The sequence below is a fragment of the Brevundimonas faecalis genome (genome assembly GCF_040549405.1).
Lineage (GTDB): Bacteria > Pseudomonadota > Alphaproteobacteria > Caulobacterales > Caulobacteraceae > Brevundimonas > Brevundimonas faecalis.
On the sequence record NZ_JBEPTF010000002.1, the window covers coordinates 79,721 to 105,712 of the forward strand.

General features: G+C 67.8%; 29 protein-coding genes and 1 tRNA gene. 20 read left to right on the plus strand and 10 right to left on the minus strand.

Going from position 1 to position 25,992, the window contains the following annotated elements; translation table 11 throughout:
* Nucleotides 1–12 precede the first annotated feature (12 nt).
* From ABIE19_RS08325 to ABIE19_RS08345, 5 genes are all read right to left on the minus strand, one after another.
* Entirely contained in the window at nt 13–396 is a 384-nt protein-coding gene (locus ABIE19_RS08325; RefSeq protein WP_354088698.1) for a phage tail assembly chaperone, read from the minus strand.
* Nucleotides 397–413: 17 nt separating this feature from the next.
* Nucleotides 414–830 (minus strand): hypothetical protein, encoded by a 417-nt coding sequence (locus tag ABIE19_RS08330; protein ID WP_354088699.1) that lies wholly within the window; start codon nt 828–830, stop codon nt 414–416.
* Between the two features lie 85 nt (nt 831–915).
* The gene (locus ABIE19_RS08335) at nt 916–1,398 is read right to left on the minus strand and encodes a hypothetical protein (protein ID WP_354088700.1); all 483 of its coding nucleotides are present in this window, start codon (nt 1,396–1,398) and stop codon (nt 916–918) included.
* 163 nt (nt 1,399–1,561) lie between these two features.
* Nucleotides 1,562–2,053, minus strand: coding sequence for a hypothetical protein (locus ABIE19_RS08340; RefSeq protein ID WP_354088701.1), 492 nt, complete (start codon nt 2,051–2,053; stop codon nt 1,562–1,564).
* Between the two features lie 8 nt (nt 2,054–2,061).
* Nucleotides 2,062–2,406: a hypothetical protein gene (locus tag ABIE19_RS08345; protein ID WP_354088702.1), complete on the minus strand. Its 345-nt coding sequence runs from the start codon at nt 2,404–2,406 to the stop codon at nt 2,062–2,064.
* A gap of 319 nt (nt 2,407–2,725) precedes the next feature.
* Between ABIE19_RS08345 and ABIE19_RS08350 the strand changes: the two genes are divergently transcribed.
* The 3 genes from ABIE19_RS08350 (at nt 2,726) to ABIE19_RS08360 (ending at nt 5,824) form a co-directional block, all read left to right on the plus strand.
* Nucleotides 2,726–3,337: a hypothetical protein gene (locus tag ABIE19_RS08350; protein WP_354088703.1), complete on the plus strand. Its 612-nt coding sequence runs from the start codon at nt 2,726–2,728 to the stop codon at nt 3,335–3,337.
* A gap of 109 nt (nt 3,338–3,446) precedes the next feature.
* Nucleotides 3,447–5,255, plus strand: coding sequence for a translation elongation factor 4 (gene lepA, locus ABIE19_RS08355; protein ID WP_354088704.1), 1,809 nt, complete (start codon nt 3,447–3,449; stop codon nt 5,253–5,255).
* Nucleotides 5,256–5,314: 59 nt separating this feature from the next.
* Nucleotides 5,315–5,824, plus strand: coding sequence for a hypothetical protein (locus ABIE19_RS08360; protein WP_354088705.1), 510 nt, complete (start codon nt 5,315–5,317; stop codon nt 5,822–5,824).
* Nucleotides 5,825–5,904: 80 nt separating this feature from the next.
* Here the strand turns inward: ABIE19_RS08360 and ABIE19_RS08365 are convergent, their stop codons facing one another.
* Nucleotides 5,905–7,422 carry an MFS transporter gene (locus ABIE19_RS08365; RefSeq protein ID WP_354088706.1) on the minus strand — a complete coding sequence of 506 codons (1,518 nt, stop codon included), beginning with the start codon at nt 7,420–7,422 and terminating at the stop codon, nt 5,905–5,907.
* Nucleotides 7,423–7,547: 125 nt separating this feature from the next.
* On the opposite strand from ABIE19_RS08365, the gene ABIE19_RS08370 reads away from it, so the two are divergent.
* Nucleotides 7,548–8,405, plus strand: coding sequence for a LysR family transcriptional regulator (locus tag ABIE19_RS08370; RefSeq protein WP_354088707.1), 858 nt, complete (start codon nt 7,548–7,550; stop codon nt 8,403–8,405).
* A 181-nt stretch (nt 8,406–8,586) separates the two neighbouring features.
* Nucleotides 8,587–11,379 carry a M16 family metallopeptidase gene (locus ABIE19_RS08375; protein ID WP_354088708.1) on the plus strand — a complete coding sequence of 931 codons (2,793 nt, stop codon included), beginning with the start codon at nt 8,587–8,589 and terminating at the stop codon, nt 11,377–11,379.
* Nucleotides 11,380–11,441: 62 nt separating this feature from the next.
* Here ABIE19_RS08375 and ABIE19_RS08380 read toward each other — a convergent pair whose 3' ends face one another.
* A complete protein-coding gene (locus ABIE19_RS08380; RefSeq protein WP_354088709.1) occupies nt 11,442–11,867 on the minus strand; it encodes a hypothetical protein in 426 nt (141 codons plus the stop codon).
* Nucleotides 11,868–11,952: 85 nt separating this feature from the next.
* Between ABIE19_RS08380 and ABIE19_RS08385 the strand changes: the two genes are divergently transcribed.
* Genes ABIE19_RS08385 through ABIE19_RS08395 form a run of 3 tightly spaced genes read left to right on the plus strand, consistent with a single transcriptional unit; the run spans nt 11,953 to nt 15,599 of the window.
* Nucleotides 11,953–12,696 carry an NYN domain-containing protein gene (locus ABIE19_RS08385; protein WP_354088710.1) on the plus strand — a complete coding sequence of 248 codons (744 nt, stop codon included), beginning with the start codon at nt 11,953–11,955 and terminating at the stop codon, nt 12,694–12,696.
* 48 nt (nt 12,697–12,744) lie between these two features.
* Entirely contained in the window at nt 12,745–14,631 is a 1,887-nt protein-coding gene (gene cobT, locus ABIE19_RS08390) for a cobaltochelatase subunit CobT (protein WP_354088711.1), read from the plus strand.
* Nucleotides 14,628–15,599, plus strand: a complete 972-nt coding sequence (locus tag ABIE19_RS08395) for an esterase-like activity of phytase family protein (protein WP_354088712.1) — start codon at nt 14,628–14,630, stop codon at nt 15,597–15,599. The genes cobT and ABIE19_RS08395 overlap by 4 nt, the downstream gene beginning before the upstream one ends.
* A gap of 44 nt (nt 15,600–15,643) precedes the next feature.
* Here ABIE19_RS08395 and ABIE19_RS08400 read toward each other — a convergent pair whose 3' ends face one another.
* The 3 genes from ABIE19_RS08400 to ABIE19_RS08410 are packed head-to-tail and all read right to left on the minus strand — an operon-like array spanning nt 15,644 to nt 17,414.
* Nucleotides 15,644–16,234: a demethoxyubiquinone hydroxylase family protein gene (locus tag ABIE19_RS08400; protein WP_354088713.1), complete on the minus strand. Its 591-nt coding sequence runs from the start codon at nt 16,232–16,234 to the stop codon at nt 15,644–15,646.
* 22 nt (nt 16,235–16,256) lie between these two features.
* Nucleotides 16,257–16,796 carry a disulfide bond formation protein B gene (locus ABIE19_RS08405; RefSeq protein WP_354088714.1) on the minus strand — a complete coding sequence of 180 codons (540 nt, stop codon included), beginning with the start codon at nt 16,794–16,796 and terminating at the stop codon, nt 16,257–16,259.
* Nucleotides 16,797–16,832: 36 nt separating this feature from the next.
* Nucleotides 16,833–17,414: a YqaA family protein gene (locus ABIE19_RS08410; protein ID WP_354088715.1), complete on the minus strand. Its 582-nt coding sequence runs from the start codon at nt 17,412–17,414 to the stop codon at nt 16,833–16,835.
* Nucleotides 17,415–17,606: 192 nt separating this feature from the next.
* Between ABIE19_RS08410 and hppD the strand changes: the two genes are divergently transcribed.
* The 12 genes from hppD (at nt 17,607) to ABIE19_RS08470 (ending at nt 25,988) form a co-directional block, all read left to right on the plus strand.
* The gene (gene hppD / locus ABIE19_RS08415; protein WP_354088716.1) at nt 17,607–18,695 is read left to right on the plus strand and encodes a 4-hydroxyphenylpyruvate dioxygenase; all 1,089 of its coding nucleotides are present in this window, start codon (nt 17,607–17,609) and stop codon (nt 18,693–18,695) included.
* Nucleotides 18,696–18,881, plus strand: coding sequence for a hypothetical protein (locus ABIE19_RS08420; RefSeq protein WP_354088717.1), 186 nt, complete (start codon nt 18,696–18,698; stop codon nt 18,879–18,881).
* Between the two features lie 28 nt (nt 18,882–18,909).
* A complete protein-coding gene (locus ABIE19_RS08425) occupies nt 18,910–19,986 on the plus strand; it encodes an isoaspartyl peptidase/L-asparaginase family protein (RefSeq protein WP_354088718.1) in 1,077 nt (358 codons plus the stop codon).
* Complete coding sequence (locus tag ABIE19_RS08430; RefSeq protein WP_354088719.1) at nt 19,983–20,354, plus strand: cupin domain-containing protein; 372 nt, start codon at nt 19,983–19,985, stop codon at nt 20,352–20,354. The genes ABIE19_RS08425 and ABIE19_RS08430 overlap by 4 nt, the downstream gene beginning before the upstream one ends.
* Nucleotides 20,351–20,821 (plus strand): methyltransferase family protein, encoded by a 471-nt coding sequence (locus tag ABIE19_RS08435; protein ID WP_354088720.1) that lies wholly within the window; start codon nt 20,351–20,353, stop codon nt 20,819–20,821. The genes ABIE19_RS08430 and ABIE19_RS08435 overlap by 4 nt, the downstream gene beginning before the upstream one ends.
* Entirely contained in the window at nt 20,812–21,102 is a 291-nt protein-coding gene (locus ABIE19_RS08440) for a hypothetical protein (protein ID WP_354088721.1), read from the plus strand. Before ABIE19_RS08435 ends, ABIE19_RS08440 begins: the two co-directional genes overlap by 10 nt.
* A gap of 67 nt (nt 21,103–21,169) precedes the next feature.
* Nucleotides 21,170–22,177, plus strand: a complete 1,008-nt coding sequence (locus ABIE19_RS08445) for a fumarylacetoacetate hydrolase family protein (protein WP_354088722.1) — start codon at nt 21,170–21,172, stop codon at nt 22,175–22,177.
* A 41-nt stretch (nt 22,178–22,218) separates the two neighbouring features.
* Complete coding sequence (locus tag ABIE19_RS08450; RefSeq protein WP_354088723.1) at nt 22,219–22,740, plus strand: CcdC protein domain-containing protein; 522 nt, start codon at nt 22,219–22,221, stop codon at nt 22,738–22,740.
* A 69-nt stretch (nt 22,741–22,809) separates the two neighbouring features.
* A tRNA-Leu gene (locus ABIE19_RS08455) sits at nt 22,810–22,894 on the plus strand.
* Between the two features lie 102 nt (nt 22,895–22,996).
* Nucleotides 22,997–23,599 carry a YqhG/Tai3 family protein gene (locus ABIE19_RS08460; protein WP_354088724.1) on the plus strand — a complete coding sequence of 201 codons (603 nt, stop codon included), beginning with the start codon at nt 22,997–22,999 and terminating at the stop codon, nt 23,597–23,599.
* A 140-nt stretch (nt 23,600–23,739) separates the two neighbouring features.
* On the plus strand, nt 23,740–24,303 hold the full coding sequence (locus ABIE19_RS08465) for a TetR/AcrR family transcriptional regulator (RefSeq protein ID WP_354088725.1): 564 nt from the start codon (nt 23,740–23,742) through the stop codon (nt 24,301–24,303).
* Complete coding sequence (locus ABIE19_RS08470; protein WP_354088726.1) at nt 24,300–25,988, plus strand: efflux MFS transporter permease; 1,689 nt, start codon at nt 24,300–24,302, stop codon at nt 25,986–25,988. Before ABIE19_RS08465 ends, ABIE19_RS08470 begins: the two co-directional genes overlap by 4 nt.
* The last annotated feature ends 4 nt before the right edge of the window (nt 25,989–25,992 follow it).

The window sequence follows — 25,992 nt, forward strand, 5'->3', positions numbered from 1 at the left end:
ACGGCCGGTCAGTCATCGGGACATCCTGCGGTCCGGCGTTGCCTCAGCGCCGGACGCAGACGGATTGCGGGCCTCGTCCCCGCGTTTCTTCTTCAGCGCCGCCATGCCGCGCAGCATGCCGGCCACGCCCTTGCCGTCGGAGACGCTGATCTGGCTGGAAGGGTTCGCCTCGCCCAGGACAATCGCCCGGACATGGTCGTCGATCCGGCGGATCAGGCGCACGTCCCATGGCGCCAGGGCGGCAGCGGTCGAACGATTGAAGGCCTCGATCTCGACATAGCTGATGGGGGCGACCACCGGCGCGACCGGCCGCGTCCCCGCCAGTTGCGAATAGCACCACCAGACATGGCCCAGCGCCGCCGGGAACGGCGGCAGGCGACGACGTCCCGCCTGCACCGCCCCTGCATAGGCGATCAGCTCTTGCGCGAGGCCTTCGTGAAATTTGCGCGGTCGCCGACAAAGACGCGCACCTGATCCCGGATCCAGGGGAAACGGCGGTACAGGGCCTTGGCGGCCTCGACCGAGAACTTCAGCGCCTCTCCGTCCACCACCACGCCCGACCAGCCGGTGGTGGCGGCGGCGAACTTGTTGATCTCATTGGTGCGGCTCATCTCGACCGTGACGGTCTGACCCGAACCCGAGGCGCCGCGCAGATACTGGTTGGCGTTGTGGTTGTTGACCTTGGTGACCACTTCCGAATCCTCGCCCAGCAGGGTCAGGGTCACGGGCGAGCCGTCGTCCTGCAGGACCGGATTGCCGGCCGGATCCCGCAACTCCAGGATCGCTCCCAGATTGGCCAATTCCGATGTGTCGAGCGCAGATAGGTCCATTGATGTCGTCCAGGGGAAAGGGGACGGCAGGCCGGGCCTGCCGTCGAGTTTTCAAATGTGATCGGGCTTGGGTCGTCGGGCCGGCTTAAGGCGTGCCGTCGTCCGCAGCCTGCTCGTCGATGTCGGTGTCGATCGCCAGGTTGAAGGTGCGCTTGTTGACGGCGTTGGAGGCGCCGACGTTCAGCTTCTTCGACATGACCAGGGCGCCGAAATAGAAGACGCTGTCCGTGCCCGCTTCGGTCGGCGCATCGGCCGCCACGATCTTGAAGGCGTAGCGATGCTTGGAGCCTTCGGCGGCGATGGCCGCTTCCTGACCCGGGTCGCCCGGCAGGTTGGCGCAGACGATGGCCACATCGCCGGCGTCGCGCGCGCCCTTGCGCTTGCGAACGCGCGAGGACGACAGGGAGGTAAAGGTGATGGCCGTCGCCGCATCGCCGAACTCGCCGATGCTTTCGACCTCCGAGATTTCCTTCCAGCCGGTCAGGCTCGCATAGGTGGAGGTGTCGTCGGACGTGGCGATCGGGCCGATATAGACCTTGGTGCCCAGTCCGTCAGAGAGAGCAGTCATGAGAGACACTTTCAGATAATATTAGCCGGAGCCCATCTCGGCGGCAGGGCGCACAGCAGGTCGTCGCACGACGTCCCGCTGATCCTGGCCGGCGCGAAAGACGCGCCTTGCGCCGCCTCTCGAACCGGAATTTCGAACTTGATGCAGACTGCAGAACGCGCGGCTAGCGGCGGCCCGAAACCGTCCCGTAAGCGACGCTCGAACAGTCCAACGCCATACGCAGCCCCTTGAGCATGCGCCTCAGCGTCGGCGGGTCGCTCGAAAGAGCGCGAAGGCTTCGCCCCTTCCCCGCCACCTCGCGCAACATCCAGACAGCGACGCCCACGCGATCGATCGGCCGCCATCCCAATGCGCCCTGAAAGGTCGGATCGCGCCTCTGGATCACGCCTTCCAGATCACGGATGAACAGACCCCGGCGGCGTCCACGCTCGGTCCAGCCGACATCGCAGCGCACCGCCTTGCGACGCCGTCCGTCCAGCGGCGGCGGCGTCAGGCTCCGCTCGGGATCAAGCCTTTCATAGTCGCGCCTGTAGAGCAGCCCCGCGGCGCTCTGCACGCTGCGGATCAGGCCTGCGGATCGCAGGATCTCCAGCCCGTCGCGCGCCTGCCCCGCGACAGTCCCCGTCGCGATGAAGTCGGTCGCTCCCTTTTCCACGACACGGCTCACCAGCCCAGGACCCGCACGGCGCGCATTGTCGCCTCCATGCTCCTGAGCGCCTCCGCCGGGCTGCAGGCCTTTCTCGCCGCCCGTTCGCGATGCTGCGGGCAATAGGAAGCGGTCGTCCGGGTCGCCGTCCGATCGACAGGCCGCCCGCAACACACCATGGCGCCGTCCGCTTCTCCATCGACCGGCCAGGCGCACTGATAGCGCCCACGCGCCGACAACGGAGTCGCAGCAGCGCCGGCGGGGTCCATCCGCATCTCATTGTCGCCGACCCGCCGCTCCGCCTTCGCTTCGAAAGCCTTGGACCGCGCCGATCGAACATTGCCGCCCGTCGCGAACGCCAAGGCGGCGCCCTCGCAAGGATCGGAGAACACCCTCAATGAATGTTCGCTATTTGTTCTCAAATTGACTAAAATCATTGAACTGTTTCAGAGCGGACTGACGTCGCGACGGATGGCGAAAAGGGGGTTCGCGGGAGGCGCAGCTCGGCAAGGCCGAGGGCGACGAACCTCCCGCAGAAATCAACGACGCCTTCTTCGCGGCTGGCGAAAGCGAAGAGCGCATCCCTGATCTCATGACGCCATTATCGGTAATCTTACCGTCATTGTCAACGGTAAAATTACCCCATACCCTGAAATCGGGGGTTAGGCCTATGAGCAGACCATGTTGGAAGATGTCGTCCGTCGCGTCGAAGAACGCCTCCAGGCCGTCGGCCTGACGGCCGCCGCCGCCTCCAAGGCTGCGGGACTGAGCGCCGACGCCGTCCGCAACCTGCAACGCGCCGCTCGGACCGGCGGCAGGCAGGGCGTCTCCACCCGGACCATCAACGCCCTGGCGCCGGTTCTCCAGACCAATGTCGACTACCTGCTAAACGGAGACGACCCCGAGCCCATGACCGATTCTGTCGCCGTGGTCGGATATGTATCGGCCGGCGCCGCGATTGTTCAGTACGGCGCGGGACAGGGACCGTTCGAAACCGTGGCCGCACCACACTGGAAAACGCCGAGCACCGTCGCCGTCGCCGTCCGCGGCGTCTCCCTGGGCCCGGCCTTCGACGAAGCCGTCATCTTCTATGACGAGGTGCGATCCCCGGTGACGCCGGACCTGATCGGCCGCCTCTGCGTCGTCGGCCTCTCTGACGACCGCATCCTGGTCAAGGTTCTCCGTCAGGGCGAGAACGGCCGCTATCATCTCCTGTCGAACACGGCTGAGGAACCGCTCTGGAACCAGGACGTGGAATGGGCGGCGCGCGTCAAGGAGATCCGCCCCCGCTGAAGTCTCGCGCGCCGTCGGACTCGGTTAATCTACCGCCACCAGGCCGCGCGCCACGGCTGAACGCCGTTTCCATAGCCTTCCGGCCCGGCGAATGCTAAGCGCGCGGACCATGACGACGCCTCCTATTGAACGCATCCGCAACTTCTCGGTGGTCGCCCACATCGACCACGGGAAATCGACCCTGTCCGACCGCCTGATCCAGTTCACGGGCGGCCTGTCCGCGCGGGAAATGTCGGAACAGGTTCTCGACAACATGGACATCGAGAAGGAGCGCGGCATCACCATCAAGGCGCAGACCGTGCGCCTGAACTACAAGGCCAAGGACGGCCTGGACTATGTCCTGAACCTGATGGACACGCCCGGCCACGTGGACTTCGCCTATGAGGTGTCCCGCTCCCTGGCCGCTTGCGAGGGCTCGCTGCTGGTGGTGGACGCCTCTCAGGGCGTCGAGGCCCAGACCCTGGCCAACGTCTATCAGGCGATCGACAACAACCACGAGATCGTCCCGGTCCTGAACAAGATCGACCTGCCGGCCGCCGAGCCGGAGCGGGTCAAGGCCCAGATCGAGGACGTCATCGGCCTGGACGCCTCGGACGCCATCGAATGCTCGGCCAAGTCGGGCATCGGCATCGAGGACGTGCTTGAAGGCATCGTGACCCGTCTGCCTGCCCCAAAGGGCGACGTGACCGCCCCCCTCAAGGCCATGCTGGTCGACGCCTGGTACGACCCCTATCTGGGCGTGGTCCTGCTGGTGCGCGTCTTCGACGGCGTGCTGAAGACCGGCATGCGGGTCAAGATGATGCAGTCGGGCTCGACCCACCTGGTCGACCGCGTCGGCGTCTTCCTGCCCAAGAACACCCCGGTCGATCAGCTCGGCCCGGGCGAGGTCGGCTTCATCACCGCCCAGATCAAGGAAGTGGCCCACGCCGCCGTCGGCGACACCATCACCGACGAGAAGAAGCCGACCGCCGAACCTCTGAAGGGCTTCAAGGAGGTCCAGTCGGTGGTCTTCTGCGGCCTCTTCCCGGTCGACGCCGCCGACTTCGAGGACCTGCGCGCCGCCATCGGCAAGCTGCGCCTGAACGACGCCAGCTTCACCTTCGAAATGGAATCCAGCCCGGCCCTGGGCTTCGGCTTCCGCTGCGGCTTCCTGGGCCTGCTGCACCTGGAGATCATCCAGGAGCGCCTGAGCCGCGAGTTCAACCTGGACCTGATCGCGACGGCCCCCTCGGTCGTCTACAAGATCCAGAAGCGGGACGGGGCCGAGATCGACCTGCACAACCCGGCCGACCTGCCCGACGTCATGCAGATCGAGAGCATCGCCGAGCCCTGGATCAAGGCCACCATCATGACGCCGGACGAGTACCTGGGCGGGGTGATCAAGCTGTGCCAGGACCGCCGCGGCAATCAGCTGGAACTGTCCTACGTCGGCAGCCGCGCCCTGGTGGTCTATGAGCTGCCGCTGAACGAGGTGGTGTTCGACTTCTACGACCGGCTGAAGTCCATCTCGAAGGGCTACGCCTCCTTCGACTACGAGATCACCGACTACAAGACCGGCGATCTGGTGAAGATGTCGATCCTGGTCAACGCTGAGCCGGTGGACGCCCTGTCGATGCTGGTCCACCGCAGCCGCGCCGAGACGCGCGGACGCGGCATGGTCGAGAAGATGAAGGAGTTGATCCCGCCCCACATGTTCCAGATCCCGATCCAGGCGGCCATCGGCGGCAAGATCATCGCCCGCGAGACGGTTCGCGCCCTGCGCAAGGACGTGACCTCCAAGTGCTACGGCGGCGACGCCACCCGCAAGAAGAAGCTTCTGGAGAAACAGAAGGAAGGCAAGAAGCGGATGCGCCAGTTCGGCAAGGTCGAGATCCCGCAGGAAGCCTTCATCGCCGCCCTGAAGATGGACGACGATTGAGAGCGGATGTCCGCAACTCGACCTGGACGCCCTCTCGTTCAGCCTCAGGAGCCAGCTCGATGACGTCCCGTCTTGTCGCCGGCGCGCTGGCCCTGGCCCTGATGATGGGTGCGGCCGGCGCCGGAAACGCTCAGACCAACGGTGACGAGGAAGCCGCTCGCTCCGCGCTGAAGGCCTGGGCGGCGACCAATCCTGAATACGCCCGAGCCCAGTATGATCTGGTCAAGGCCCACGCCGGCCTGGCCGTCCGCATCGAGCGACTGGCCACCATCGGGGTGCTGTGCCGTCTTCTGACCGAAGAGGATACGCGGCTGATCATCGCCAACGCCCGGCAGGACATGGAGTTCGGGCGATCCGTCCTGTCCGACGAGCAGGAGGCCGATTTCGCCGTCTTCTATGACGGCCTGCGCTACGGCGCCCTGACCGCCGCCGCGCCCGCCCCGCCGACCCCCGCCGAGTGCGAAGCCTTCGCCAGGCCGGGCGGAACCCTGATCAAGCTGCTGACCTGGACCGGTCGCCCTCAGTTCATCAGCCCTGGCGTCCTGGCGAGCCCAAGAACCATCCCCTGACGGCGTTAACGGCTTGTCGCCCCCGTGCTGTCGCCAGGACGGCGACGCAGTAAAACTCTCTATCTTCAAGGAAACGGCGCCTAGACAGGGCGCGCCGCGCATTCCTGTTCGCGACCATCGGCGCCTCGCCCCCGGAACAACATCGCGCTCGTCGCCGCCAGAATCCAGCACCCGATCCCGCCGTAGAGCATCACCAGACCGAAGCCCTGGCTGAGCGCCGCGTGGGCCAGATCCGTCGGCGCGCCCGACCCCGGGCTGCCTGCGGCGATCCTCTCGGCCATGCGATGCAGATCTCCCGACACGCTGCCCCCGTCGGCCTTCAGTCGAGCCAGGACCCCGTTGAACAGGATCGCCCCCATGATGGCGATGTTGATCGCCAGGGTGATCATCCGCGCGCTCATGTCCATTCCGGACGCCATGCCGGCCCTGTCGCTCGAAACCGCAGCCGTGGCGGCGTTGGTCACGGGCGTGTTCGTCAGCCCCAGGCCGGCGCCCGCCAGCAACAGACCCGGCGCCGTGATCGCCCAGCCGGAGTCCGGCAGGCCAAGGCCGATCCGCATCACGATCAACCCCAGACCAATGATGAAAAGCCCGAGCGGAACGATGAACCCTGGCCCGAAGCGCAGCAGCATCCGCTCCGCCACAGGCGGAAGGATCAGGGTCGGCAAGGTATAGAGCAGCAAAGCTGCGCCGACGCCGACAGGCGACAGACCCAGTCCCGCCTGAAACCAGATGGGCAGATAGATGATGAGCGGCCAGAAGCTCAGATTCATGCCGACCGCTCCCGCCAGGGCGCCGGAAAAGGTTGGAAGGCGAAAGACGCCGAAGTCGAACATCGGATGGGCTGCGCGCCGCTCCACTACGACGAAGGCGATGAAACAGACGACTGAAACCGCCAGGATCGTCAGGGCCAGGGGCGCCTGGAAGCCCAGTCGCGGCCCTTCGGTGATGAAGGCCGTCAATCCCAGAACCGCAACGGACAGGGTCAGCATCCCCGCCGCATCAAGACGGCCGGCTTGCGGGCTCCTCGATTCCTCCACGCCCGCCAGAGCCAACAATAGAACCAGAACCGCCAGGGCGACATGGACCAGGAAAACCCACTCCCAGCCGGCGACCGCCACGATCCCGCTGCCGATGATCGGACCAAAACCCAGGCCTATGCCGAAAACCACGCCCCACCAGCCGAAAGCGACGCTCCGCGCCCTTCCCTCCCGGAACTGGTGGGACAGGATGGCGACCTGGCAGATCAGCATGATCCCGCCCGCCGCCCCCTGCAGAAAACGGGCCCCGATCAGGACGCCGACATCGTTCGTCGCCCCGCATACCAGCGAGGTCGCGCCGAATGCAGCCACGCCGATCAGGAAAAGACGCTTGCGACCGAAGCGATCCGCAAGGGTCCCCGCCGCCATCAGCACGCTCGCTACGGCGATCGTATAGGCGTTCATCACCCACTGAAGCTGGACGAAATCCGCACCGAGTCTTTGCTCAAGCGTGGGCAGGATCACGGGCACGCTGGATATTTCCAGCCCGAACATCAGCGACGACAAGGCGACGGCCGCGAGCGTCAGCCGATCCCGGCCAGGGCGAGTGAGAGGCATTGCAGGGTCTTGCTCTTGAAGCGCCGGGCCATGAAACCGCCCGGTCGCCGCGAAATAGTTCAGCCTTGACCACAACGAAACGAGATTGCTTACTATTTCAGTGATTACAAATTGAGATGAACGGCATGAAATCGCTGGACGTCGACGCCGTTAGGACCTTCGTCGCCATCGCCGACCTGCAAAGCTTCACCCGCGCCGCCGAGGTCCTGGAGACCACCCAAGGCGCTGTCAGCGTGAAACTGAAGCGACTGGAACAGAACCTGGGGCGCCGATTGGTCGAGCGCACGCCGCGGTCGGTACGTCTTTCTGCTCAGGGCGCCCTTTTCCTGGAGCCCGCCCGCGCCTTCCTGTCCGCCCACGAACAGGCCCTGTCCGCGCTGTCGGCCGACAAACGCCGGTTCGTCCTTGGCATCGCCGCCCATGTCGCCGGGCCCGAGGTGCCGATTCTGCTGGCCCGCCTGAACGCCCACGACCCCTGCCTGACGATTGAGGTGCGGCTGGAGAATTCGCGCGTCCTCCTCGACGCCTTCGACCGGGGCGAACTGGACGCCGCCATCATTCGCGGCGATGAGGATCGACGCGACGGCGAGGTTCTGGGGCCCGAGCATTTCGGCTGGTACGCCGCCCCCCAGTTCGAACACCACGAAAACACGCCGCTTCGCCTGGCCGCCCTTTCTCCCGCATGCGGCGTTCGCGACATCGCCACCCGCGCTCTCGACGCCGCCGGAATAGCCTGGTCGGAGGTCTTCCTGGGCGGAGGATCGTCCGCCGTGGACGCGGCGGTGTCGGCCGGACTGGCGACATCGGTCTTTCCGCGTCGGCTCGCCCCCGCCGGCACAGTGGACATAGGCGATCGTTTCCGCCTGCCTTCGCTTCCTTCGTCCGAGATCGTCCTTCATTCGACCCTGACCGACCCCAAGTCCAAGGCCGCGCTGCGCACCCTTGTCTGCGCCTTCCGCGAGCATCGCGGTCCGATCCAATGATCGGTCCGATCTTCGCCCTCCAACATGAACAACCGTTCATCTCCCCATGTGTCACATTGCGAGACGGGTGTAGGCGGTTAAGGTCCGTCCCCGACATGATCTGTTGGGGACTGAAATCACCATGCGCCTTGCCGCTTCTTCCGTTGCGCTCACCGCCCTTCTGGCCGTGAGCACGCCCGTCATGGCGACCTCCGCCGCCTCTTCCGCCGCCGCCACGACGCCTCAGGCCGCTCCTCTGCGCGGCGCGCCGGTGTCGGAGTTGGTGTCGCGGGTCGATATTCCCTGGAAACGCTTCCAACTGGACAACGGCCTGACCGTCCTGGTCCATGAGGACCGCAAGGCGCCCGTGGTGGCGGTGTCGGTCTGGTACAACGTCGGGTCGAAGGACGAGCCCAAGGGCTCGACCGGCTTCGCTCACCTGTTCGAGCACCTGATGTTCGGCGGATCGGAGAACTCGCCCTCCAGCCACATCCAGACGATGAACGCGGCGGGCGCCACGGGCCTGAACGGCACCACCTGGTTCGACCGCACCAACTACTTCCAGACGGTGCCGACCCCGGCGCTGGACTACACCCTGTACCTGGAATCCGACCGCATGGGCTATCTGCTGGGGCAGGTCAGCCAGGAGGTGCTGGATCTGCAACGCGGCGTCGTCCAGAACGAGAAGCGCCAGGGCGACAACCAGCCCTACGGCCTGACCTATTACGCCACGCTGGAAGCCCTCTTCCCTGAGGGCCATCCCTATCGCCACTCCACCATCGGCTCCATGGCCGACCTGGACGCCGCCAGCATGGAGACGGTGCGCGACTGGTTCCGCCAGAACTACGGCCCGAACAACGCCGTCCTGGTCCTGTCCGGCGACATCGACGAGGCCAAGGCTCGTGAGCTGAGCCAGAAATACTTCGGCGCCATCGCGCGCGGCCCTGTCCATACGCCGCTCCAGGCGCCCGTGCCGACCCTGGCGGCGCCGGTCGAGCAGGTGCTGCACGACCGCGTAGCCCAGACCCGCATCAGCCGCACCTGGGCCGTGCCCGGCCTGAACGATCCTGACTCCGTGCCGCTGAGCGTCGGCGCCTCGGTGCTGGGCGGCCTGGCCAGCTCGCGCCTGGACAACGTCCTGGTGCGCGACGAGCAGACGGCCTCCAGCGTCTCGGCCGGCAACCAGGTCTTCCACCGCTTGGGCATGTTCAGCTACTCGGCCATGGTCAAGCCCGGCGCTGACGCCGACGCCGTGGCCCGCCGCATGGATGAAATCCTGGCCGACCTGATCGCCAACGGCCCGACCCAGGACGAGATCGACCGCGTGGTGACGCGTTACGCCTCCCAGCGCATCCAGAGCCTGGAAACGGCCAACGGCAAGGCCTCGGTTCTGGCCGAAGGCCAGCTCTATTCGGACGATCCCGACTTCTACAAGAAGGAGCTGGCGGCCTATGCGGCCGTGACCCCCGCCCAGGTTCAGGCTGCGATGAAGAAGTGGCTGAGCCGCCCCGTCTACAGCCAGATCGTGAAGCCGGGCGAGCGCGAGGCCTATGTCGAGGCCGCCGCTGCCCCGTCGGGCGCGACTCCGACGCCGGCCGCGCCGATCCAGCGCGTGGCCCGCGACGCCGCCCCGACGATCGGCCAGGTGTCCAACGTGGACTTCCCGGCGGTGGAACGCGCCGCCCTGTCGAACGGGATCGAGGTGGTCTACGCCCGCTCGACCACCGTGCCGGTAACCCGCGTGGCCCTGGAGTTCGACGCCGGCGTGGCCGCCGACCGCGCCGACCGCCTGGGCGCCCACACCCTGATGCTGAACGTCATGCAGGAAGGCACGACGACGCGCGACTCCAAGGCCCTGGCCGAGGCCCAGGAACGTCTGGGCGCCGGCGTCTCGGTCGGCTCGTCGATGGACCGCACGACCGCCAGCCTGTCCGCCGTGACCACCAACCTGCAGCCGTCGCTGGTCCTGTTGTCGGACGTGGTGCGCAACCCCGCCTTCGCTCCGACCGAGGTCGAGCGCCTGCGCGCCCAGCGTCTCGCCGCCCTGGCCAATGAAAAGACCCAGCCCGGCTCCCTGGCTGGACGCGCTCTTCCGCCGCTGATCTACGGCGAAGGCCACCCCTATGGCCGTTCGTTCAGCGGTACGGGCGACGAGACGGTGATCCGCGGCCTGACGCGCGACGATCTGGTCGCCGAACACGCCCGTTGGATCCGCCCGGACAACGCCAGGCTGTTCGTGGTCTCGGACCTGCCGCTGGCCGAGCTGAAGCCGCAGTTGGAAGCCGCCTTCGGCGACTGGCGCGCGCCGACGACCGCCAAGGGGACCAAGGCCTTCAACGCCGCCCTGCCCCAGACCTCGGCCCGCATCGTCCTGATCGACCGGCCGCAGTCGCCGCAGTCGCTGATCTACGGCGGTCAGGTGCTGCCCGTTTCGGGAACGGACGATATCCTGACCCTGACCACGGCCAACACCGTGCTGGGCGCCGACTTCCTGTCGCGGATCAACGCCGACCTGCGCGAGACCAAGGGTTGGTCCTATGGCGTGCGCGGCAGCGTCAGCACCCTGCAGAACCGCTCGCCCTACATCGTCAACGCCCCGGTCCAGGCCAACCGCACGGGCGAATCCGTCGCCGCCCTGATCGGTCAATACGAGCGTTTCCTGGGCGCCGACGGCGTGACCCAGGCCGAACGCGACCGCACGGTGCTGGGCGACACGCGCGGTCTGTCCGGCAGCTACGAGACCTCGTCCCAGGTGCTGGGCGCCCTGCGCTCCAACGCCCTGTACGGCCGTCCTGACGGCTATCAGGAAGCTCTGGCGGGTCGGATCAACGCCCTGACCGCGCAACAGATGGACGCCGCGGCTCGCGCCGCCATCGACCCCGCCAAGTTCGTCTGGGTGGTGGTCGGCGACGCCTCGGTGGTCAAGCCGCAGTTGGACGCCCTGGGCCTGCCGGTCGAAGTGCGCGCCGCAGAAGCGCCGAAGCCGGCCCAGTAGGCCGCCTCGGACGGTTGGAATGGAAAGGCCGGCGGGGCGACCCGCCGGCCTTTTTCGTCGCCCTATCGCTTGCGGAAACGCGCCGCTTCTGCAGCCAGACCCGCGCCCCAATCAGTCGTCGGATGGTCTGTTTCGGCCACGAAGGGCAAGTCCCCGGCGAGACCTCTGATCGCCAGGGCCAGAGGCAGGGCATAGTGCGGCAGCAGACGCAGAGGCTTCCTGCGCTTGTCCGTCACGTCCCAGCCCAGAGCCTCGAAAGCCTCGGCCAGATCGGCCCCGCTCAGACGGTGGATGTCGTCCCAATCGTCCGGCAGATCGACGGCCTCGGCCGCCTCGCCAGTCAGGCCGAACAGGGCGCCGGTCAGGGCGTCGATCTCGGGGAATTCGTCGCGGGCGTCGGGATCGGCGTAGCGCGGCTTCATCAGCGCCTTCAGTTCCAGATCATCGACGCCGGGCAGGTCGATCAGGCGGCGGAGTGCTTGGGTCATGACCGCCCCTTAGCACGCCCGACGACGGTTGACCGCGCCCGCGTGCGGGTCGAGGCTGGCGGCGCGTTCACAGAAGGCTGCGCCCATGCCGACCGACCTGCCCACCGCCGCCCGCGCGCCGCGCCTGGCCGTCCTGATCGACGGCGAAAACGCCTCGGCCCGGATCGCAGAGGCCCTGTTCACCGAGATCGCGACCCTGGGCGAGGCCTCGGCCCGGCGCATTTACGGCGATGCGGCCAGCCCGGCCCTGCGCGGCTGGATCGAGGTCCTGCCCCGCTGGGCCATCCAGTGGCAGCAGAATTTCCAGAACACCAAGGGCAAGAACTCGGGCGACATCGCCCTGGTGATCGACGCCATGGACCTGTTGCATTCCGGTCGGTTCGACGGATTCTGCCTGGTCTCCTCCGACAGCGACTTCACACGACTGGCGGCGCGCATCCGCGAACAGGGGGTCCCGGTCTACGGCTTCGGCGAACGCAAGACGCCTGAGAGCTTCCGTCAGGCCTGCACCCGCTTCATCTACACAGAGAATCTCCTGGGCTCAGCAGGCGCGACCGTCGGCGACGACGCTCCTCATTCCGTCGCGGCGGAGAAGAAGCCCGCCGAGGCCGCTCGCTTGATCGCCACGGCCATCGCCGACATGGACGAAGACGGCGACGGTTGGGTCAATATCGGGGGCATCGGCAACCGCCTGCGGAACGCCTATCCGGACTTCGATCAGAGATCCTACGGCCACGCCAAACTGTCGGAGCTGATCCGCGCCACCGGCCGCTTCGACGTCGAAGCCGGCGCCGGCGGGGCCATGAGAGTGCGCGTGAAGCCAAAGTAGACCGGCCCTCCCCCTTCCCCCCCGCGCGGCATCGTCTATGTGTGGCGCATGGCCGCCGCAGAGACCCCCGTAGAGACCTTCAAACGCGCCCTGGCGAACGCCGCCCGCGCCCTAGCCGAGCAGGCCGAGTTGGAGGTGCATTTCGGTTCCGACGGTCCTCGACTGTCCAACGGCGTCCTGACCCTGCCCCATCCGCCCCGCGACCCCGCCGCGCCGGAAAGCGCCGCCCTGCGCGGGCAGGCGGATCGGCTGGCCCTGCGGCTGGCCAACCACGACGAAACCCTGAACGCCCGGCTGCGCCCCCAGGACCAGACCGCGGCCGAGGTCTTCGACGCGGTCGAACAGGCGCGGGTCGAAGCCCTGGGGGCGCGCGAACTGAAGGGCGTCCGCAACAACCTGAACGCCGCCCTGTTGACCCGGCTGGAAAAGAGCGGCGCCCTGCGCGCCGAGGCGGAACGCGTGCCGGTGGCCGAGGCGGCGGCCCTGCTGGTGCGCGAACGCCTGACGGGCGAGCCCGTTACCGACGGCGCCAAGACCATGCTGGACCTGGTGCGGTCCAACCTGGAACTGAAGGCCGGCGCCGAGTTGGACGCCCTGACCGCCGTGGCCGACGACCAGGCCGCCTTCGCAGCCAGGCTGAAGGACGTGCTGCGCGCCCTGGATCTCGACCCCGGCGACGGCCAGGGCGAGGACGCGAACGACGAAGAAGGCGAGGACGAGCCCGATCAGTCGCAGCAGGACACGCCCGACGAGCAGGAACAGGAAGAAGAGGACGGCGGCGAAGGCGGTCAGTCCCTGGAAGGAACCGCCGACGACCAGACCGCCGAGGACGAGCGTCAGACCCGCCCCGACGGCGCGCCGGCCGATCCCGACGGCGAGGCCGGCGACGACGGCCCCGAACTGAACGAAGGCGCCCTGCCCAACCGCCAGGACAGCCAGGACGACGGCCGGGCGGTCGACGCCTACCGCGTCTTCACCACCGCCTTCGACGAGACCGTGGACGCCGCCGACCTGTGCGATCCGATGGAGCTGGACCGGCTCCGCTCCCTGCTGGACGCCCAGCTGGCCACCCTCGGCAGCGTCGTCTCGCGCCTGGCCAACAAGCTGCAACGGCGCCTGATGGCGCAGCAGAACCGAAGCTGGGCCTTCGACCTGGAGGAGGGCGTCCTCGACACGGCGCGCCTGACCCGCGTCATCACCGATCCGACCAGCCCCCTGTCCTTCAAGATGGAGAGCGACAGCCCCTTCCGCGACACGGTCGTGACCCTCCTGCTCGACAACTCCGGCTCCATGCGCGGGCGGCCGATCATGGTGGCCGCCGTCTGCGCCGACATCCTGGCGCGGACGCTGGAGCGGTGCGGCGTCAAGGTCGAGATCCTGGGCTTCACCACCCGCGCCTGGAAGGGCGGACAGAGCCGCGAGGCCTGGATCACGGCCGGCAAGCCCGCCGCGCCGGGCCGCCTCAACGACCTGCGCCACATCATCTACAAGGCGGCCGACGCCCCCTGGCGCCGGTCCAAGAAGAACCTGGGCCTGATGATGCGCGAGGGCCTGCTGAAGGAGAACATCGACGGCGAGGCCCTGGAATGGGCCCACGGGCGGCTTCTGGCCCGGCCCGAGGCGCGACGCATCCTGATGGTCATCTCCGACGGCTCGCCGGTCGACGATTCCACCCAATCGGCCAACGCCGCCCTCTATCTGGACAAGCACCTGCGCCAGGTCATCGAGCAGGTCGAAACCCGCAGCCCGGTCGAACTTCTGGCTATCGGCATCGGCCACGACGTCACCCGCTGGTATCGTCGCGCCGTGACCATCGTGGACGTGGAGCAGTTGGCCGGCGCCATGACCGAGAAGCTGGCCGAACTGTTCGACGCCGACGCCCGCGCCAAGCCCGCCGCCAAGCCTGAACGTCCGCAGCGGAAACGCGCGGCGTGAACCGCCGTCTCTATGTCTCGGCTCTGGCGGCCCTGACCCTGGCGGCCTGCGCGAGCGCGGTCGTCACCTCGCGTCCCTGGACGCCGCCGGTCGACGCCGGGGGATGGAGCCCGGCGGAGGCCTCGACCCGGGCGACGGGCCTGGGCCTGCCGGGCGGCGCCGTCCTGGCCGACGGCGTGCGCTTCGCGGGCGGCCTGACCCTTCTGACTGTTCCGTCCTCGCCGCTGCACAGCCTGTCGGACCTCAAGCTGACCGGCGACGGCGGCTTTGTCGCCGTGTCGGACGCGGGCGACCTGGCCCAGGGACGACTGAAGCTGGACGGTCGAGGCCGCCTGGTCGGGCTGGAGGCCTTCCGGACGCGACGCCTGACCCTGACGGACGGCGCGCCGATCAGCGACAAGGCCGAAGGCGACGCCGAGGGCCTGGCCGTCACCGCATCCGGCGATCTTCTGGTCAGTTTCGAGCGCGACCACCGCATCTGGAACTACGGCCCCCTGACGAACCTGCGGACGCCCCAGGCCGTGCGCCGCCCCGACTTCCCCTTCCCCGAGAACGACGGGATGGAGGGATTGGCCGCCTCCGCCGACGGCTGGCGCGTCGCGGGCGAATCCGGCGGCGTCTGGGACTGTTCGCCCGTCCGCTGCCGCGTCGTCGTCGCGCCGCCCGAGACGCCCCTGCCGGACGGCGAGTACCGCATCACCGGCATGGATCGCGACCCGGCGGGCGGCTGGTTCGTGGTCCAGCGCCTGTATCGCCCCCCGCTCGACGTGCGTGCGCGGGTCCGGCGCATGGATGAGGACGGCGCCCTGGGTCCCGTCCTGGTGGAACTGAAACTGCCCGGCACCACGGATAATTTCGAAGGAATCGCGGCGGAGCGGCATGGCGACCGGACGCGCCTCTACATCCTGTCGGACGACAACTTCAACGCCGTGCAGCGAACCCTGATGCTGGCCTTCGACGTTCGCTAGAGCGAAATCAGTCGGATATTCGCTCCAGCATCAATCCAGCGGCTTCAGATCCGCTCGCTGATCTTGATGGCGGCCTTGCAGCCGACCTTGATGACGCTGGACAGCAGGCGATAGGCCGGAGCCTCGCGGCTGCCGTGCTCGATGGCGTGATCGTGGTGGGCCAGTTCCTCTTCGCGGAACTTGGTCAGTTCAGCGGCCAGTTCCGGGTCGCGCTCGCGAACCTCCTCGATCTGGTCGGCGTAGTGTTTCTCGATGACGCTCTCGACCGCCTCGGTGCAGGCGTGGGCCGCCTTTTCCGAGATCAAGGCCGTGCCGGCGCCCAGGGCCGTGGCCGCCAGCTTCCACAGCGGGATCATGGCCGTGGGCCGCACCCGGTTCTGGTTCAACAGGGCCTCGAACCGGGCCAGGTGGACCGCCTCATGCCCCTCCATCTCGGTCAGGTCGGCGGCGATGGCGTCCTTGCCTTTGCGTCCTTCCAGCACCGCGCGCTGGGCGCGGTAGATGTGGACGGCGGCGAACTCTCCCGCATGATCGACCCGCAGCATTTCGGCCAAGCGCGCCCTTTCCTGACCCACGCCGGGACGCGGCAGGGGAATGCGGCGGGCGTCGGCGACGGTGTCGGATGCCTGGGTCATGATCGTCCTTCCAGCCTTCTCCTTACGCCTTCGGCGCGCGCGCGTCCTTGGGACGTTTCGCCGCCAGCAGGCTGAAGACCGCCAGCGCCAGGGAGATCAGGGCGTTCCAGGCCGCCATGGACAGACCGGCGAAGCTCCAGGCCACGTCGCCGCAGGAGACGAAGCCCGTGCTTCCGCCCGTGCCGTCGGCCAGGGCGTTCAATGCGCTGAGGTCGATGGCGGAGGAAGGCGCGGCGAGGCAGGTGGCCGGCAGGGCCCACCACTTCAACTCGCCCCCGGCGTGGAAGCCCGCCGTGATCGCCCCGGTGAAGAAGACCGCCGCCAGCAGGAAGGCGGCGATGCGCGGCGTGCCTCGGCTGGCGCGGCTGAACACGGCCCAGAAGGTGGCGGCCCCCGCCACGGCCACGGCGGCCCAATAGACCTCGCGCTGCTTGAGGCACAGGTTGCAGGGCGCGAGGCCCGCGAACCGCTCGAACGCATGGGCGGCCCCCAGCATGGCCAGCGAGGCCGCCAGGGCGAAGGCGGTCCACCACCGCGTCAGACGTTGATACAAGCGCTTCATGGCGCCTTTCTTAGCCTTAGCCGGGGCCGGCGTCGATCAGTGTCCGACAAGCTTGACCGCAAAGAAGGCCCCGACCAGCAGAACCAGGAAAAGCACGGTGAAAAGAGCCAGCCTTTTCTCGATGATCGCCAGCATGGGTTCGCCCCACCGCTTCAGCACGAAGGCCACCAGGAAGAAGCGCGCGCCGCGCGTCACGACGCACAGGGCAACGAACAGGGCCAGGTTGAACTGGAAGATGCCCGCGGCGATGGTGATCAGCTTGAACGGGATGGGCGTCAGCCCCTTGATCAGGATGACCCAGGCGCCGTGCTGCTGGAACAGGGCCTTGGACGCCTCGAACGTATCCGCCTTGCCCAGGACGGCCAGCATCCACAGGCCGACCGGCTCCAGAAAATAGCCGATGGCGTAGCCTAGCAGGCCGCCCAGCACCGAAGCCACGGTGCAGACCAGGGCGTAGAAATAGGCGCGCTCTGGCTTGGCCAGCACCATGGGCGCCAGCATGACGTCCGGCGGAATGGGGAAGAAGGAGCTTTCGGCGAAGGAGACCACGGCCAGCGACCGGGTCGCATGACGGTGGCGGGCCAGGGAGAAGACCCAGTCGTAGAGCTTGCGAAGCATTCAGTCGTCCCGGTTGAGCCTGCGGCTCTAGCAGGCCTGAACGGCTTTCGCATCCGCCGATCGCCGCCTGCGACACCGGATCGTGTCCTGTTTCGGGTCACGCCCGCCTTGCGCGCCAAGGGGGGCGGCCATTAGGTTCCGCCCCAATCGGCGGCTGAAGCCGCCCCGAACGACAGTGAGAGGAGACGCGTCATGCAGGACGCAGCCGCCAAGCTCGACCAGGAAAATCCTCTGGGCGTGGACGGATTCGAATTCGTCGAATTCGCCGGCCCTGAACCCGAAGCCATGATCAGCCGTCTGGAGCTGATGGGCTTCACCCAGACCCATGTGAATCCCGTGACCCAGGCCGTGCGCCTGAAGCAGGGTGACATCACCATGCTGGTCAACCGCGCGCCCAAGGGTCAGGCGGCGGACTTCGCCAAGGACCACGGCCCCTCGGCCAACGGCATGGCCTTCCGCGTCGCCGACGCCAAGTCCGCATATGAAGGCGCCCTGGCCCGCGGCGCCCGCGCCGCCGAAGGCGCGGCCGGCGGCGCCCTGGGGAACGACTATCCCTATATCCTGCAGGGCATCGGCGGCAGCCTGCTCTATGTCGTCGACCAGTACGGCGAGGCCGGCTCGCTCTACGACGCCTGGGACGAGATCGAGGGCTGGGAAGAAGCCGAACGCAAGAACTCGGTAGGCCTCGAAATCCTCGACCACCTGACCCACAACGTCCGTCGCGGCGAGATGCGCACCTGGTCCGGCTTCTACAACTCGGTCTTCAACTTCGAGGAACAGAAGTATTTCGACATCAAGGGCAAGGCGACCGGCCTCTTCTCCCAGGCCATGATCGCGCCCGACCGCGCCATCCGCATCCCGCTGAACGAGAGCCAGGACGAGAATTCCCAGATCGAGGAATTCATCCGCCGCTACAACGGCGAAGGCATCCAGCACATCGCCCTGACGACCGAGAACATCTATGAGACGGTCGAGACGATGAAGGCGCGCGGCGTCGACTTCCAGGATACGATCGAGACCTATTTCGAACTGATCGACAAGCGCCTGCCGGGTCACGGCGAGGACGTGGAGCGGATGCGCAAGAACCGCATCCTGATCGACGGTTCGGACGAGGAAGGCCTGCTGCTGCAGATCTTCACCCAGGACACCTTCGGTCCGATCTTCTTCGAAATCATCCAGCGCAAGGGCAACGAGGGCTTCGGCAACGGCAACTTCCAGGCCCTGTTCGACTCGATCGAGCTGGACCAGATCCGTCGCGGCGTCATCAAGGTCGACGCCTGAATGAAGGTGCGGCCGCCGCATTGGCTGCCCTGGCTCGGCCCGCTCGCAGCGGCCGGCGCCGGGGCGCTCGCCGGGGAGTATTGGCTGGGGGGCGGGTTCTGGACGGTGCTGTTCGCGGCGCTGTTCTGCGGCTTCGTCCCCATCCTGGCCTATCGTATCTGGAAACGTCTGCATCACCGGCGCTGAGGGGCGCCGACACCGGGGGAACCGACACATGAAAACCATCCTGGGCGCCGTCGCGGCGCTGTCTCTTCTGGCCTCGCCCGCCCTGGCTCAGGAGGCGTCCAAATGGTCCCTGGCCATTCACGGCGGCGCGGGCGTCATCGAGCGCGCCGAGCTGACGCCGGAACGCGACGCCGCCTATCGCGCCGGTCTTCAGGCCGCACTGGACGCCGGTTCGGCCGTTCTGGCGCGCGGCGGCTCGGCGCTGGACGCCGTCCAGGCCGCGATCGAGGTCATGGAGGATAACCCTCTCTTCAACGCCGGTCGCGGCGCGGTCTTCACCGCGGCGGGCAAGAACGAACTGGACGCCGCCGTGATGAACGGCGTCGACCTGACCGCCGGCTCGGTCGCCGGCGTGACCCGTACGCGTCACCCCATCGCCGCCGCCCGCGCGGTGATGGAGAAGTCGCCTCACGTCATGATGACCGGCGCGGGCGCCGACGCCTTCTCCGCCTCGGTCGGGCTGGAGCAGGTCCATCCGGCCTACTTCTTCACCGAAAGCCGCTGGCAGGCCCTGCTGACCGCCCTGAGTGAAAAGGGCGAGCCCCTGCCGTCGCGTCCCGCCGGCGCCCCGCCCGAACCCTCGCGGCTCGGCGCTCCGGTTCCCCTGGCCCTCAACGAAGCGCCTCTGAACGAGCGCAAGTTCGGCACCGTGGGCGCTGTGGCCCTCGACAGCCAGGGACGGCTGGCGGCCGGCACCTCGACCGGCGGCATGACGGCCAAGCGCTGGGGCCGCGTAGGCGACGCCCCGGTGATCGGCGCCGGCACCTACGCCTCGAACGCCGACGGCTGCGCCGTCTCGGCCACCGGTTCGGGCGAATACTTCATCCGCTCGACCGTGGCCCGCGACATCTGCCACCGCACCGCCAGCGGGGCCACAGTCCAGACCGCGGCCGAGGCCGAGATCGCCGAGGTCGGCTCGATCGGCGGCGACGGCGGCGTCATCGTCATGGGCAAGGACGGCTCGGTCGCCTTCTCCATGAACACCTCCGGCATGTATCGCGGCGAGGCCGGTTCGGGCCGCGCCTCGCGCGTCGCCATCTACGCCGACGAAGAAGCCTCGCGATGACCCACGGACAGGTCGTGGATGTCGAACAGAAGTTCGCGGCCTTTTCCGACCACTGGCGGCCGCGCGTCGCCGCCCAGTTGAACGGCCAAGACGTGCGGCTGGTCAAGGTTCAGGGGGTCTTCCCCTGGCACAGCCACGCCGAGGCCGAAGAGATGTTCCTGGTCTGGAAGGGCCGGTTCCGCGTCGAGTTCCGCGACCGGGTCGAGACGCTGGGACCCGGCCAGTTCATCGTCGTGCCGCGCGGCGTCGAACACCGCACCGCCGCCGACGAGGAGGCCGAGGTGATGATCTTCGAGCCCTCGGAGGTGATCAACACCGGCGACGCCCCGACCTCGGATTTCACCGCGCCGTCAGGCCAGACGATATGAGCAAGCCCGACCATCCCGGCGTCATCGCTCCGCCGCCGCTGATCTATCTGGCCTTCCTGCTGGCCGGGTTCGGAATTGGACGACTGATCGGCGAGCCTTCCTTCGGCCTGGACGTCGGCGTCCGACGCGGCCTGGCCTTCGCCCTGGTGATCGGCGGCCTGCTGCTGGACGGGATCGCGGCGGGAACCTTCCGCCGCCTGGGCACCCCGCCCGAGCCGTGGAAGCCGACCACGGCTCTGGCGACCGGCGGCCTCTATCGCTACAGCCGCAACCCTATCTATGTCGGCTTCGCCGTCACCTTCGTCGGTTTCGCCCTGGCCATGGACAGCCCCCTGGCCCTGGCCATGCTGCTTCCCTGCCTGATCGTGATCGACCGCTTCGTCATCGCCCGCGAGGAAGGCTATCTGGCGGCGAAATTCGGCGCTGAATACCAGGCCTACAAAGGAAAGGTCCGCCGATGGCTGTGACCCCGAACCGCCCCGCGCCCCACGCCGACGAACTGTCGGAAATGGCCATAGAGGAACTGGACGCCGCCTGCGGCCTGCACTGGGTCGAGATGAAGGCCGTCACCCCCTGGGGCGACACCTATGAAGGCATGGCCCCGTCCGGCCGAACGGTCGAGATCGAGCGTCGCTACCTGTGGGCGCACGAACCGGCGGGCGCCATCGCCGTCGAGGTCGAGGTGCGCGACCCGGCCCTGCGCACCGGGGCCGAGGCTCGCGCCGTGATCGCTCCCCCGAATAGTTGATCGAACGACGGCTTCGCGACCGTCGAGACCGCTTCCCAACCGCTTCGGCGCGGACTAGCTTCGCCCTATGAAACTCGCCTCGCTCAAGCACGGCCGTGACGGCCGCCTCGTCGTCGTCTCCAACGACCTGAACTGGTTCACGGACGCCTTCCTGATCGCCCCCACGCTGCAGGCGGCGCTGGACGACTGGGAGCGCTGCGAGCCCCTGCTGCGGGCCCTGGCCGAGAGCCTGGAGCACGAAGCCGTGCCGCGCGGCCGCTTCCATGAGCGCGACGCCGCCGCCCCCCTGCCCCGCGCCTATCAGTGGGCCGACGGCTCGGCCTATGTGAACCACGTCGAACTGGTGCGTAAGGCGCGCAACGCCGAGATGCCCGCGACCTTCTGGACCGACCCGCTGATGTATCAGGGCGGCTCCGACCACTTCATGGGTCCGCGCGACGCCATCCCGCTGAAGGACGAGGCCTGGGGCTGCGACCTGGAGGCCGAGATCGTGGTCGTGACCGGCGACGTGCCCCTGGGCGCCACGCGCGAAGAAGCCCTGGCCTCGATCCGCCTGGTCGGCCTGGTCAACGACATCTCGCTTCGCAACCTGATCCCCGGCGAACTGGCCAAGGGCTTCGGCTTCGTCCAGTCCAAGCCGGCCAGCGCCCTGTCGCCCGTCTTCGTCACCCCGGATGCGCTGGGCGACCGCTGGAAGGACGGCAAGCTGTCCGGCGCCCTGTCGGTGCAGTTGAACGGCAAGGACTTCGGCCGGGCCGACGCCGGCGTGGACATGACTTTCGACTTCGGCGTCCTGATCGCCCACCTGGCCAAGACCCGCTCGCTGATCGCCGGAACCATCATCGGCTCGGGCACGGTGTCGAACAAGGACGCCGACGGCGGCCCGGGCAAGCCGGTGGCAGACGGCGGCCTGGGCTATTCCTGCATCGCCGAGGTTCGCACCGTCGAGACCATCCTGACCGGCGAGGCCAAGACGCCCTTGCTGAAACACGGCGACACCGTCCGCATCGAGATGCTGGACGACAAACACCACACCCTGTTCGGCGCCATCGAACAGACTGTCCAGCCGGCCTGATCTCCGCGCCAGACTGAAACTTTTCGACGGGGGAAGAAGACATGTCGCCGCAAACCATGGGGCCATTGATCGGCATAGGCGTCGCCTTGGCGATCATCCTGTTGCGCAACCGGCGCAAGCGGACCCTGCGGCCGCACCTGCTCTGGGTCATGCCGCTGATCGTCACCCTGGCGATCAGCATGGGGCTGTGGGCCGTGAACGCCCACCCCCATTTCGGACCCTGGGCCATCCTCAGCTTCATCGCCGCCCTGGCCCTGGGCGCCTTCGCCGGCTGGTGGCGAGGCAAGACCATCACCATCGAAAAGGAGCCGGACGGCTCCCTGAAGGCCCAGGCCTCGCCCCTGGGACTGATCCTGGTGGTCGGCCTGTTCGCCGCCCGCGCGGGCCTGCGCGAAGTGATGGAGGCCAACGCCGCCGCCTGGCACCTGGACGCCGTCGTCGTCACCGACGCCTTCATGCTCTTCGCCCTGGGCCTGATCATCGCCCAGCGCGTGGAGATGTACGTCCGCGCCCGCCGCGTCCTGGCCGGCGGAACCGACAGCCATGTGGAAGTCGCAGCCTAGTTTTCACTGCAACGCTTTCGCCGATTGACCCGGCGGTTTCCGCCGCTAGATTGCGCGGCCCAGACCTGTGCGGGTGTGGTGGAATTGGTAGACGCGCCGGACTCAAAATCCGGTTCCGAAAGGAGTGTCGGTTCGAGCCCGACCACCCGCACCATCCGGCGCTCCGCGCCAGAGCCCAGCTTCAAAAACCACCGTTATTGACTCTTTCGGCGACTGCACGGCTTGATGCCCTGCGAGATCGAAGGGGGACATCGTCATGAGAAGGATCGCGCTCGTCGTCGCCTGCGCCCTGTCCTTGAGCGCGTGCGGCACTCTGGGTCCGCGACCGGACGAAGTCGGGGCCAGGGCCAATCCGCCGCCGCTTACCCTCGCCCAGAATCACGGCGCCCAGAGCAATCGCGAACTGGCCTATATGCTGATCGCCCAGTCGGACATCCGCTGCGAGAACTACCTGGTCGGCCTGTCGGTGATGAACAACTCCACCGACGCCGGGCTGAGCATCACCGCCCAGACCCTCAGCACCGTCGGCGGTCTGGCCAGCCAGGGGCAGGCCGCCAATGTCTTTTCCAGCCTTTCCAGCCTGGTGCAGGGCGGCAACCGGACGCTGAAGGACACGGTCTTCTCCGGTCGTGACTTCCAGGTCGTCTACGCCGCCGTCAAACAGGGACGCGCGCGGTTGCGAAAGGACCTGACCGACGCCATCGACAAGGCTGCATGGATGGCCCCCGCGTCGCCGCCGCAATCCCCGCCGTCGCTGGAGCCGCAACGCGTCCTGGCCATGGTGACGCCCTATGATCTGAACTGCGGCATCTCCTTCGCGATGAGCGAACTGTCCCGCGCCGTCCTGCTTCAGCAATAGCGCTCCCGCCCGACGCAGCCTTAGCCGTTGCGGCGCGTTGATCCGGCGCGGGCGGCGGGCGTGCGTCGTTTGCAGGCTGAAACAATCTATGAGCGCGCGCCCGCTTGATTAACCGGACACAGGTGTCCACTTAGCGCGCCATGACCCGCCCGCTGCGCAAAGACGCCGTCGAAAGGCGCGACGCCCTGTTGAAGGCCGCCGCGGAAGCCTTCGCGCGCGACGGCCTGGACGCGCCCCTGCACCTGATCGCCGCCCAGGCGGGCGTGGGTCGGGCGACCCTGTACCGCAACTTCGCCGATCGGTCGGAACTGGCCCTGGCGGTCTTCCTGAACCAGATCGACGACCTGGGCCGCCGGATTCAGGCGCGCCTCGACGACCCCGACGTCTTCCTGATCTTCCTTGAAGAGATCGTCGGCCTGATGCTGGAAAGCGCCGGCCTGGCCAGCGCCGTTCGCGACCTGAAGGACGAGGCCTTGGCCCCCATCCGTCGCGCCATGCGACAGGCGGGCGCCGAGGCCCTGGAGGTTTCCCGTGGCGCCGGCCGCGTCCGGGCCGATCTGACGGTCGAGGACATCCGCGTCCTGACCCTGATGCTGGGCGCCCCGTCGCGCACCGTTCGTCCCGAGGATCGGGAGGTCCTAAGCCGCCGTTCGCTCGAACTGGTGCTGGACGCCGTGCGTCCCCAGGCCGGACGCGCCGCATGAGCCGCCGCAACTGGGACCTGCCCTGGGAAGAATTCCTAGCGACGTTGAAGCCGCACGAGCGGCCGACCCTGCCCGGCTCGCCCGCCACCCCGGACCATTCGACGCCCATGCGCTGGGCCTACGCCCTGGTGGGGGTTCTGGTCGCCCTGACCGGCTCCATGGGCAACGCCGCCGTGACCGCCAACCTGCCCCAGCTGGCCGGCGCCCTGGGGGTGACGACGACCGAGGCCGCCTGGCTGCCGGTGGTCTTCGTCATGACCAACGCCTGCATGAACCTGCTGCTGGTCAAGTTCCGCATGCAGTACGGGCTGCGGCTGTTCACCGAGATCATCCTGATCGTCTTCCTGGCGACGGCGGCGGCCCACCTCTTCCTGAACGACTTCGGATCGACCCTGGTCGTGCGCGGGATCGCGGGCATGGCGGCGGCGGGCATGTCCACCCTGGGCATCCTCTACATCATCCAGGCCTTCCCGGCGCAGCACCGGCTCAAGGGCATCATCATCGGCGTCGGCCTGTCCAGCCTGGCCATCCCCCTGGCCCGCCTGGGGGTCAACCGGCTGCTCGATCTCGACCAGTGGCGCGCCTTCTACATGTTCGAACTGGGTCTGGTGCTTATGGCTCTGGCCGCCGTCTACGCGCTGAAGATGCCGCCGTCGCAGCGGATCAGGACCTTCGAAAAGCTGGACTTCGTCACCTTCGCCCTGTTCGCGCCGGGCGTGGCCCTGCTGACCGCCGTCCTGGGCCTGGGCCGCATCGTCTGGTGGACCGAAGCCGCCTGGATCGGCTGGGCCCTGATCGGCGCCATCCTGCTTCTGACCGCCGCCGTCATCGTCGAGTACAATCGCAGCAATCCGCTGATCGACCTGAAATGGCTGGCCGGGGGCGATATCGTGCGTCTGACCCTGGCCATCCTCCTGGTGCGGATCGTCCTGTCGGAACAGACGACCGGCGCCGTCGGCTTCCTGCAGCAGATGGGCCTGGGACCGGACCAGATGCGCGGCCTCTTCCTGGTCATGCTGGTCGCCACCGCGGCCGGCACGGCGGTCAGCGCCCTGACCCTCAACCCGACCAAGTTGTGGAAGCCCATCTCCATCGCTCTGCTGATGATCGCGGTCGGCGCCTTCCTCGACAGCCACGCCACCGTCCTGACCCGCCCGGCCGAGCTCTATTTCAGCCAGGCCCTGCTGGCCTTCGCCGCCGCCTTCTTCATCGGCCCGACCATGATCATCGGCTTCGGCAAGGTGCTGCAGGGCGGCGGCAAGCACATGGTCAGCTTCATCGTCGTCTTCTCCATCGGCCAGAACATCGGCGGCCTGACGGGCTCCGCCCTGGTGGGGACGATCCAGACCCTGCGCGAGAAGTTCCATTCCAACCAGTTGGCCGCCCACATCAACCTGGGCGATCCCGAGACGGTGCTGCGCCTTCAGCAACTGAGCGGGGCCTACGCCCATGTGATCGGCGACGCGGCCCAGAGGCAGGGCGTCGCCCTGCGCCTGTTGCAGCAGCAGATCAGCCAGCAGGCCCAGGTGCTGGCCTATAACGACGTCTTCCTGCTGATCTCGGGCGCCGCCGTCGTGGGCGCCGCCTGGGTCGCCCTCAACCACTTCCGCCCCCGCATCGAAGCGCGCCGCGCCGCCGGCCGACAGGCCCAGGCCGCCGCCGCTGCGGCGAGCTCCGCCGACTGATCCC

Excerpts from the sequence above, each read along its gene's own strand:
- ABIE19_RS08330 (WP_354088699.1), bottom strand. The coding sequence starts at position 830 with ATGGACCTATCTGCGCTCGACACATCGGAATTGGCCAATCTGGGAGCG.
- ABIE19_RS08335 (WP_354088700.1), bottom strand. The coding sequence starts at position 1,398 with ATGACTGCTCTCTCTGACGGACTGGGCACCAAGGTCTATATCGGCCCG.
- ABIE19_RS08350 (WP_354088703.1), top strand. The coding sequence starts at position 2,726 with ATGTTGGAAGATGTCGTCCGTCGCGTCGAAGAACGCCTCCAGGCCGTC.
- lepA (WP_354088704.1), top strand. The coding sequence starts at position 3,447 with ATGACGACGCCTCCTATTGAACGCATCCGCAACTTCTCGGTGGTCGCC.
- ABIE19_RS08360 (WP_354088705.1), top strand. The coding sequence starts at position 5,315 with ATGACGTCCCGTCTTGTCGCCGGCGCGCTGGCCCTGGCCCTGATGATG.
- ABIE19_RS08365 (WP_354088706.1), bottom strand. The coding sequence starts at position 7,422 with ATGCCTCTCACTCGCCCTGGCCGGGATCGGCTGACGCTCGCGGCCGTC.
- ABIE19_RS08370 (WP_354088707.1), top strand. The coding sequence starts at position 7,548 with ATGAAATCGCTGGACGTCGACGCCGTTAGGACCTTCGTCGCCATCGCC.
- ABIE19_RS08375 (WP_354088708.1), top strand. The coding sequence starts at position 8,587 with ATGGCGACCTCCGCCGCCTCTTCCGCCGCCGCCACGACGCCTCAGGCC.
- ABIE19_RS08380 (WP_354088709.1), bottom strand. The coding sequence starts at position 11,867 with ATGACCCAAGCACTCCGCCGCCTGATCGACCTGCCCGGCGTCGATGAT.
- ABIE19_RS08385 (WP_354088710.1), top strand. The coding sequence starts at position 11,953 with ATGCCGACCGACCTGCCCACCGCCGCCCGCGCGCCGCGCCTGGCCGTC.
- cobT (WP_354088711.1), top strand. The coding sequence starts at position 12,745 with ATGGCCGCCGCAGAGACCCCCGTAGAGACCTTCAAACGCGCCCTGGCG.
- ABIE19_RS08400 (WP_354088713.1), bottom strand. The coding sequence starts at position 16,234 with ATGACCCAGGCATCCGACACCGTCGCCGACGCCCGCCGCATTCCCCTG.
- ABIE19_RS08405 (WP_354088714.1), bottom strand. The coding sequence starts at position 16,796 with ATGAAGCGCTTGTATCAACGTCTGACGCGGTGGTGGACCGCCTTCGCC.
- ABIE19_RS08410 (WP_354088715.1), bottom strand. The coding sequence starts at position 17,414 with ATGCTTCGCAAGCTCTACGACTGGGTCTTCTCCCTGGCCCGCCACCGT.
- hppD (WP_354088716.1), top strand. The coding sequence starts at position 17,607 with ATGCAGGACGCAGCCGCCAAGCTCGACCAGGAAAATCCTCTGGGCGTG.
- ABIE19_RS08420 (WP_354088717.1), top strand. The coding sequence starts at position 18,696 with ATGAAGGTGCGGCCGCCGCATTGGCTGCCCTGGCTCGGCCCGCTCGCA.
- ABIE19_RS08425 (WP_354088718.1), top strand. The coding sequence starts at position 18,910 with ATGAAAACCATCCTGGGCGCCGTCGCGGCGCTGTCTCTTCTGGCCTCG.
- ABIE19_RS08430 (WP_354088719.1), top strand. The coding sequence starts at position 19,983 with ATGACCCACGGACAGGTCGTGGATGTCGAACAGAAGTTCGCGGCCTTT.
- ABIE19_RS08435 (WP_354088720.1), top strand. The coding sequence starts at position 20,351 with ATGAGCAAGCCCGACCATCCCGGCGTCATCGCTCCGCCGCCGCTGATC.
- ABIE19_RS08440 (WP_354088721.1), top strand. The coding sequence starts at position 20,812 with ATGGCTGTGACCCCGAACCGCCCCGCGCCCCACGCCGACGAACTGTCG.
- ABIE19_RS08445 (WP_354088722.1), top strand. The coding sequence starts at position 21,170 with ATGAAACTCGCCTCGCTCAAGCACGGCCGTGACGGCCGCCTCGTCGTC.
- ABIE19_RS08450 (WP_354088723.1), top strand. The coding sequence starts at position 22,219 with ATGTCGCCGCAAACCATGGGGCCATTGATCGGCATAGGCGTCGCCTTG.
- ABIE19_RS08460 (WP_354088724.1), top strand. The coding sequence starts at position 22,997 with ATGAGAAGGATCGCGCTCGTCGTCGCCTGCGCCCTGTCCTTGAGCGCG.
- ABIE19_RS08465 (WP_354088725.1), top strand. The coding sequence starts at position 23,740 with ATGACCCGCCCGCTGCGCAAAGACGCCGTCGAAAGGCGCGACGCCCTG.
- ABIE19_RS08470 (WP_354088726.1), top strand. The coding sequence starts at position 24,300 with ATGAGCCGCCGCAACTGGGACCTGCCCTGGGAAGAATTCCTAGCGACG.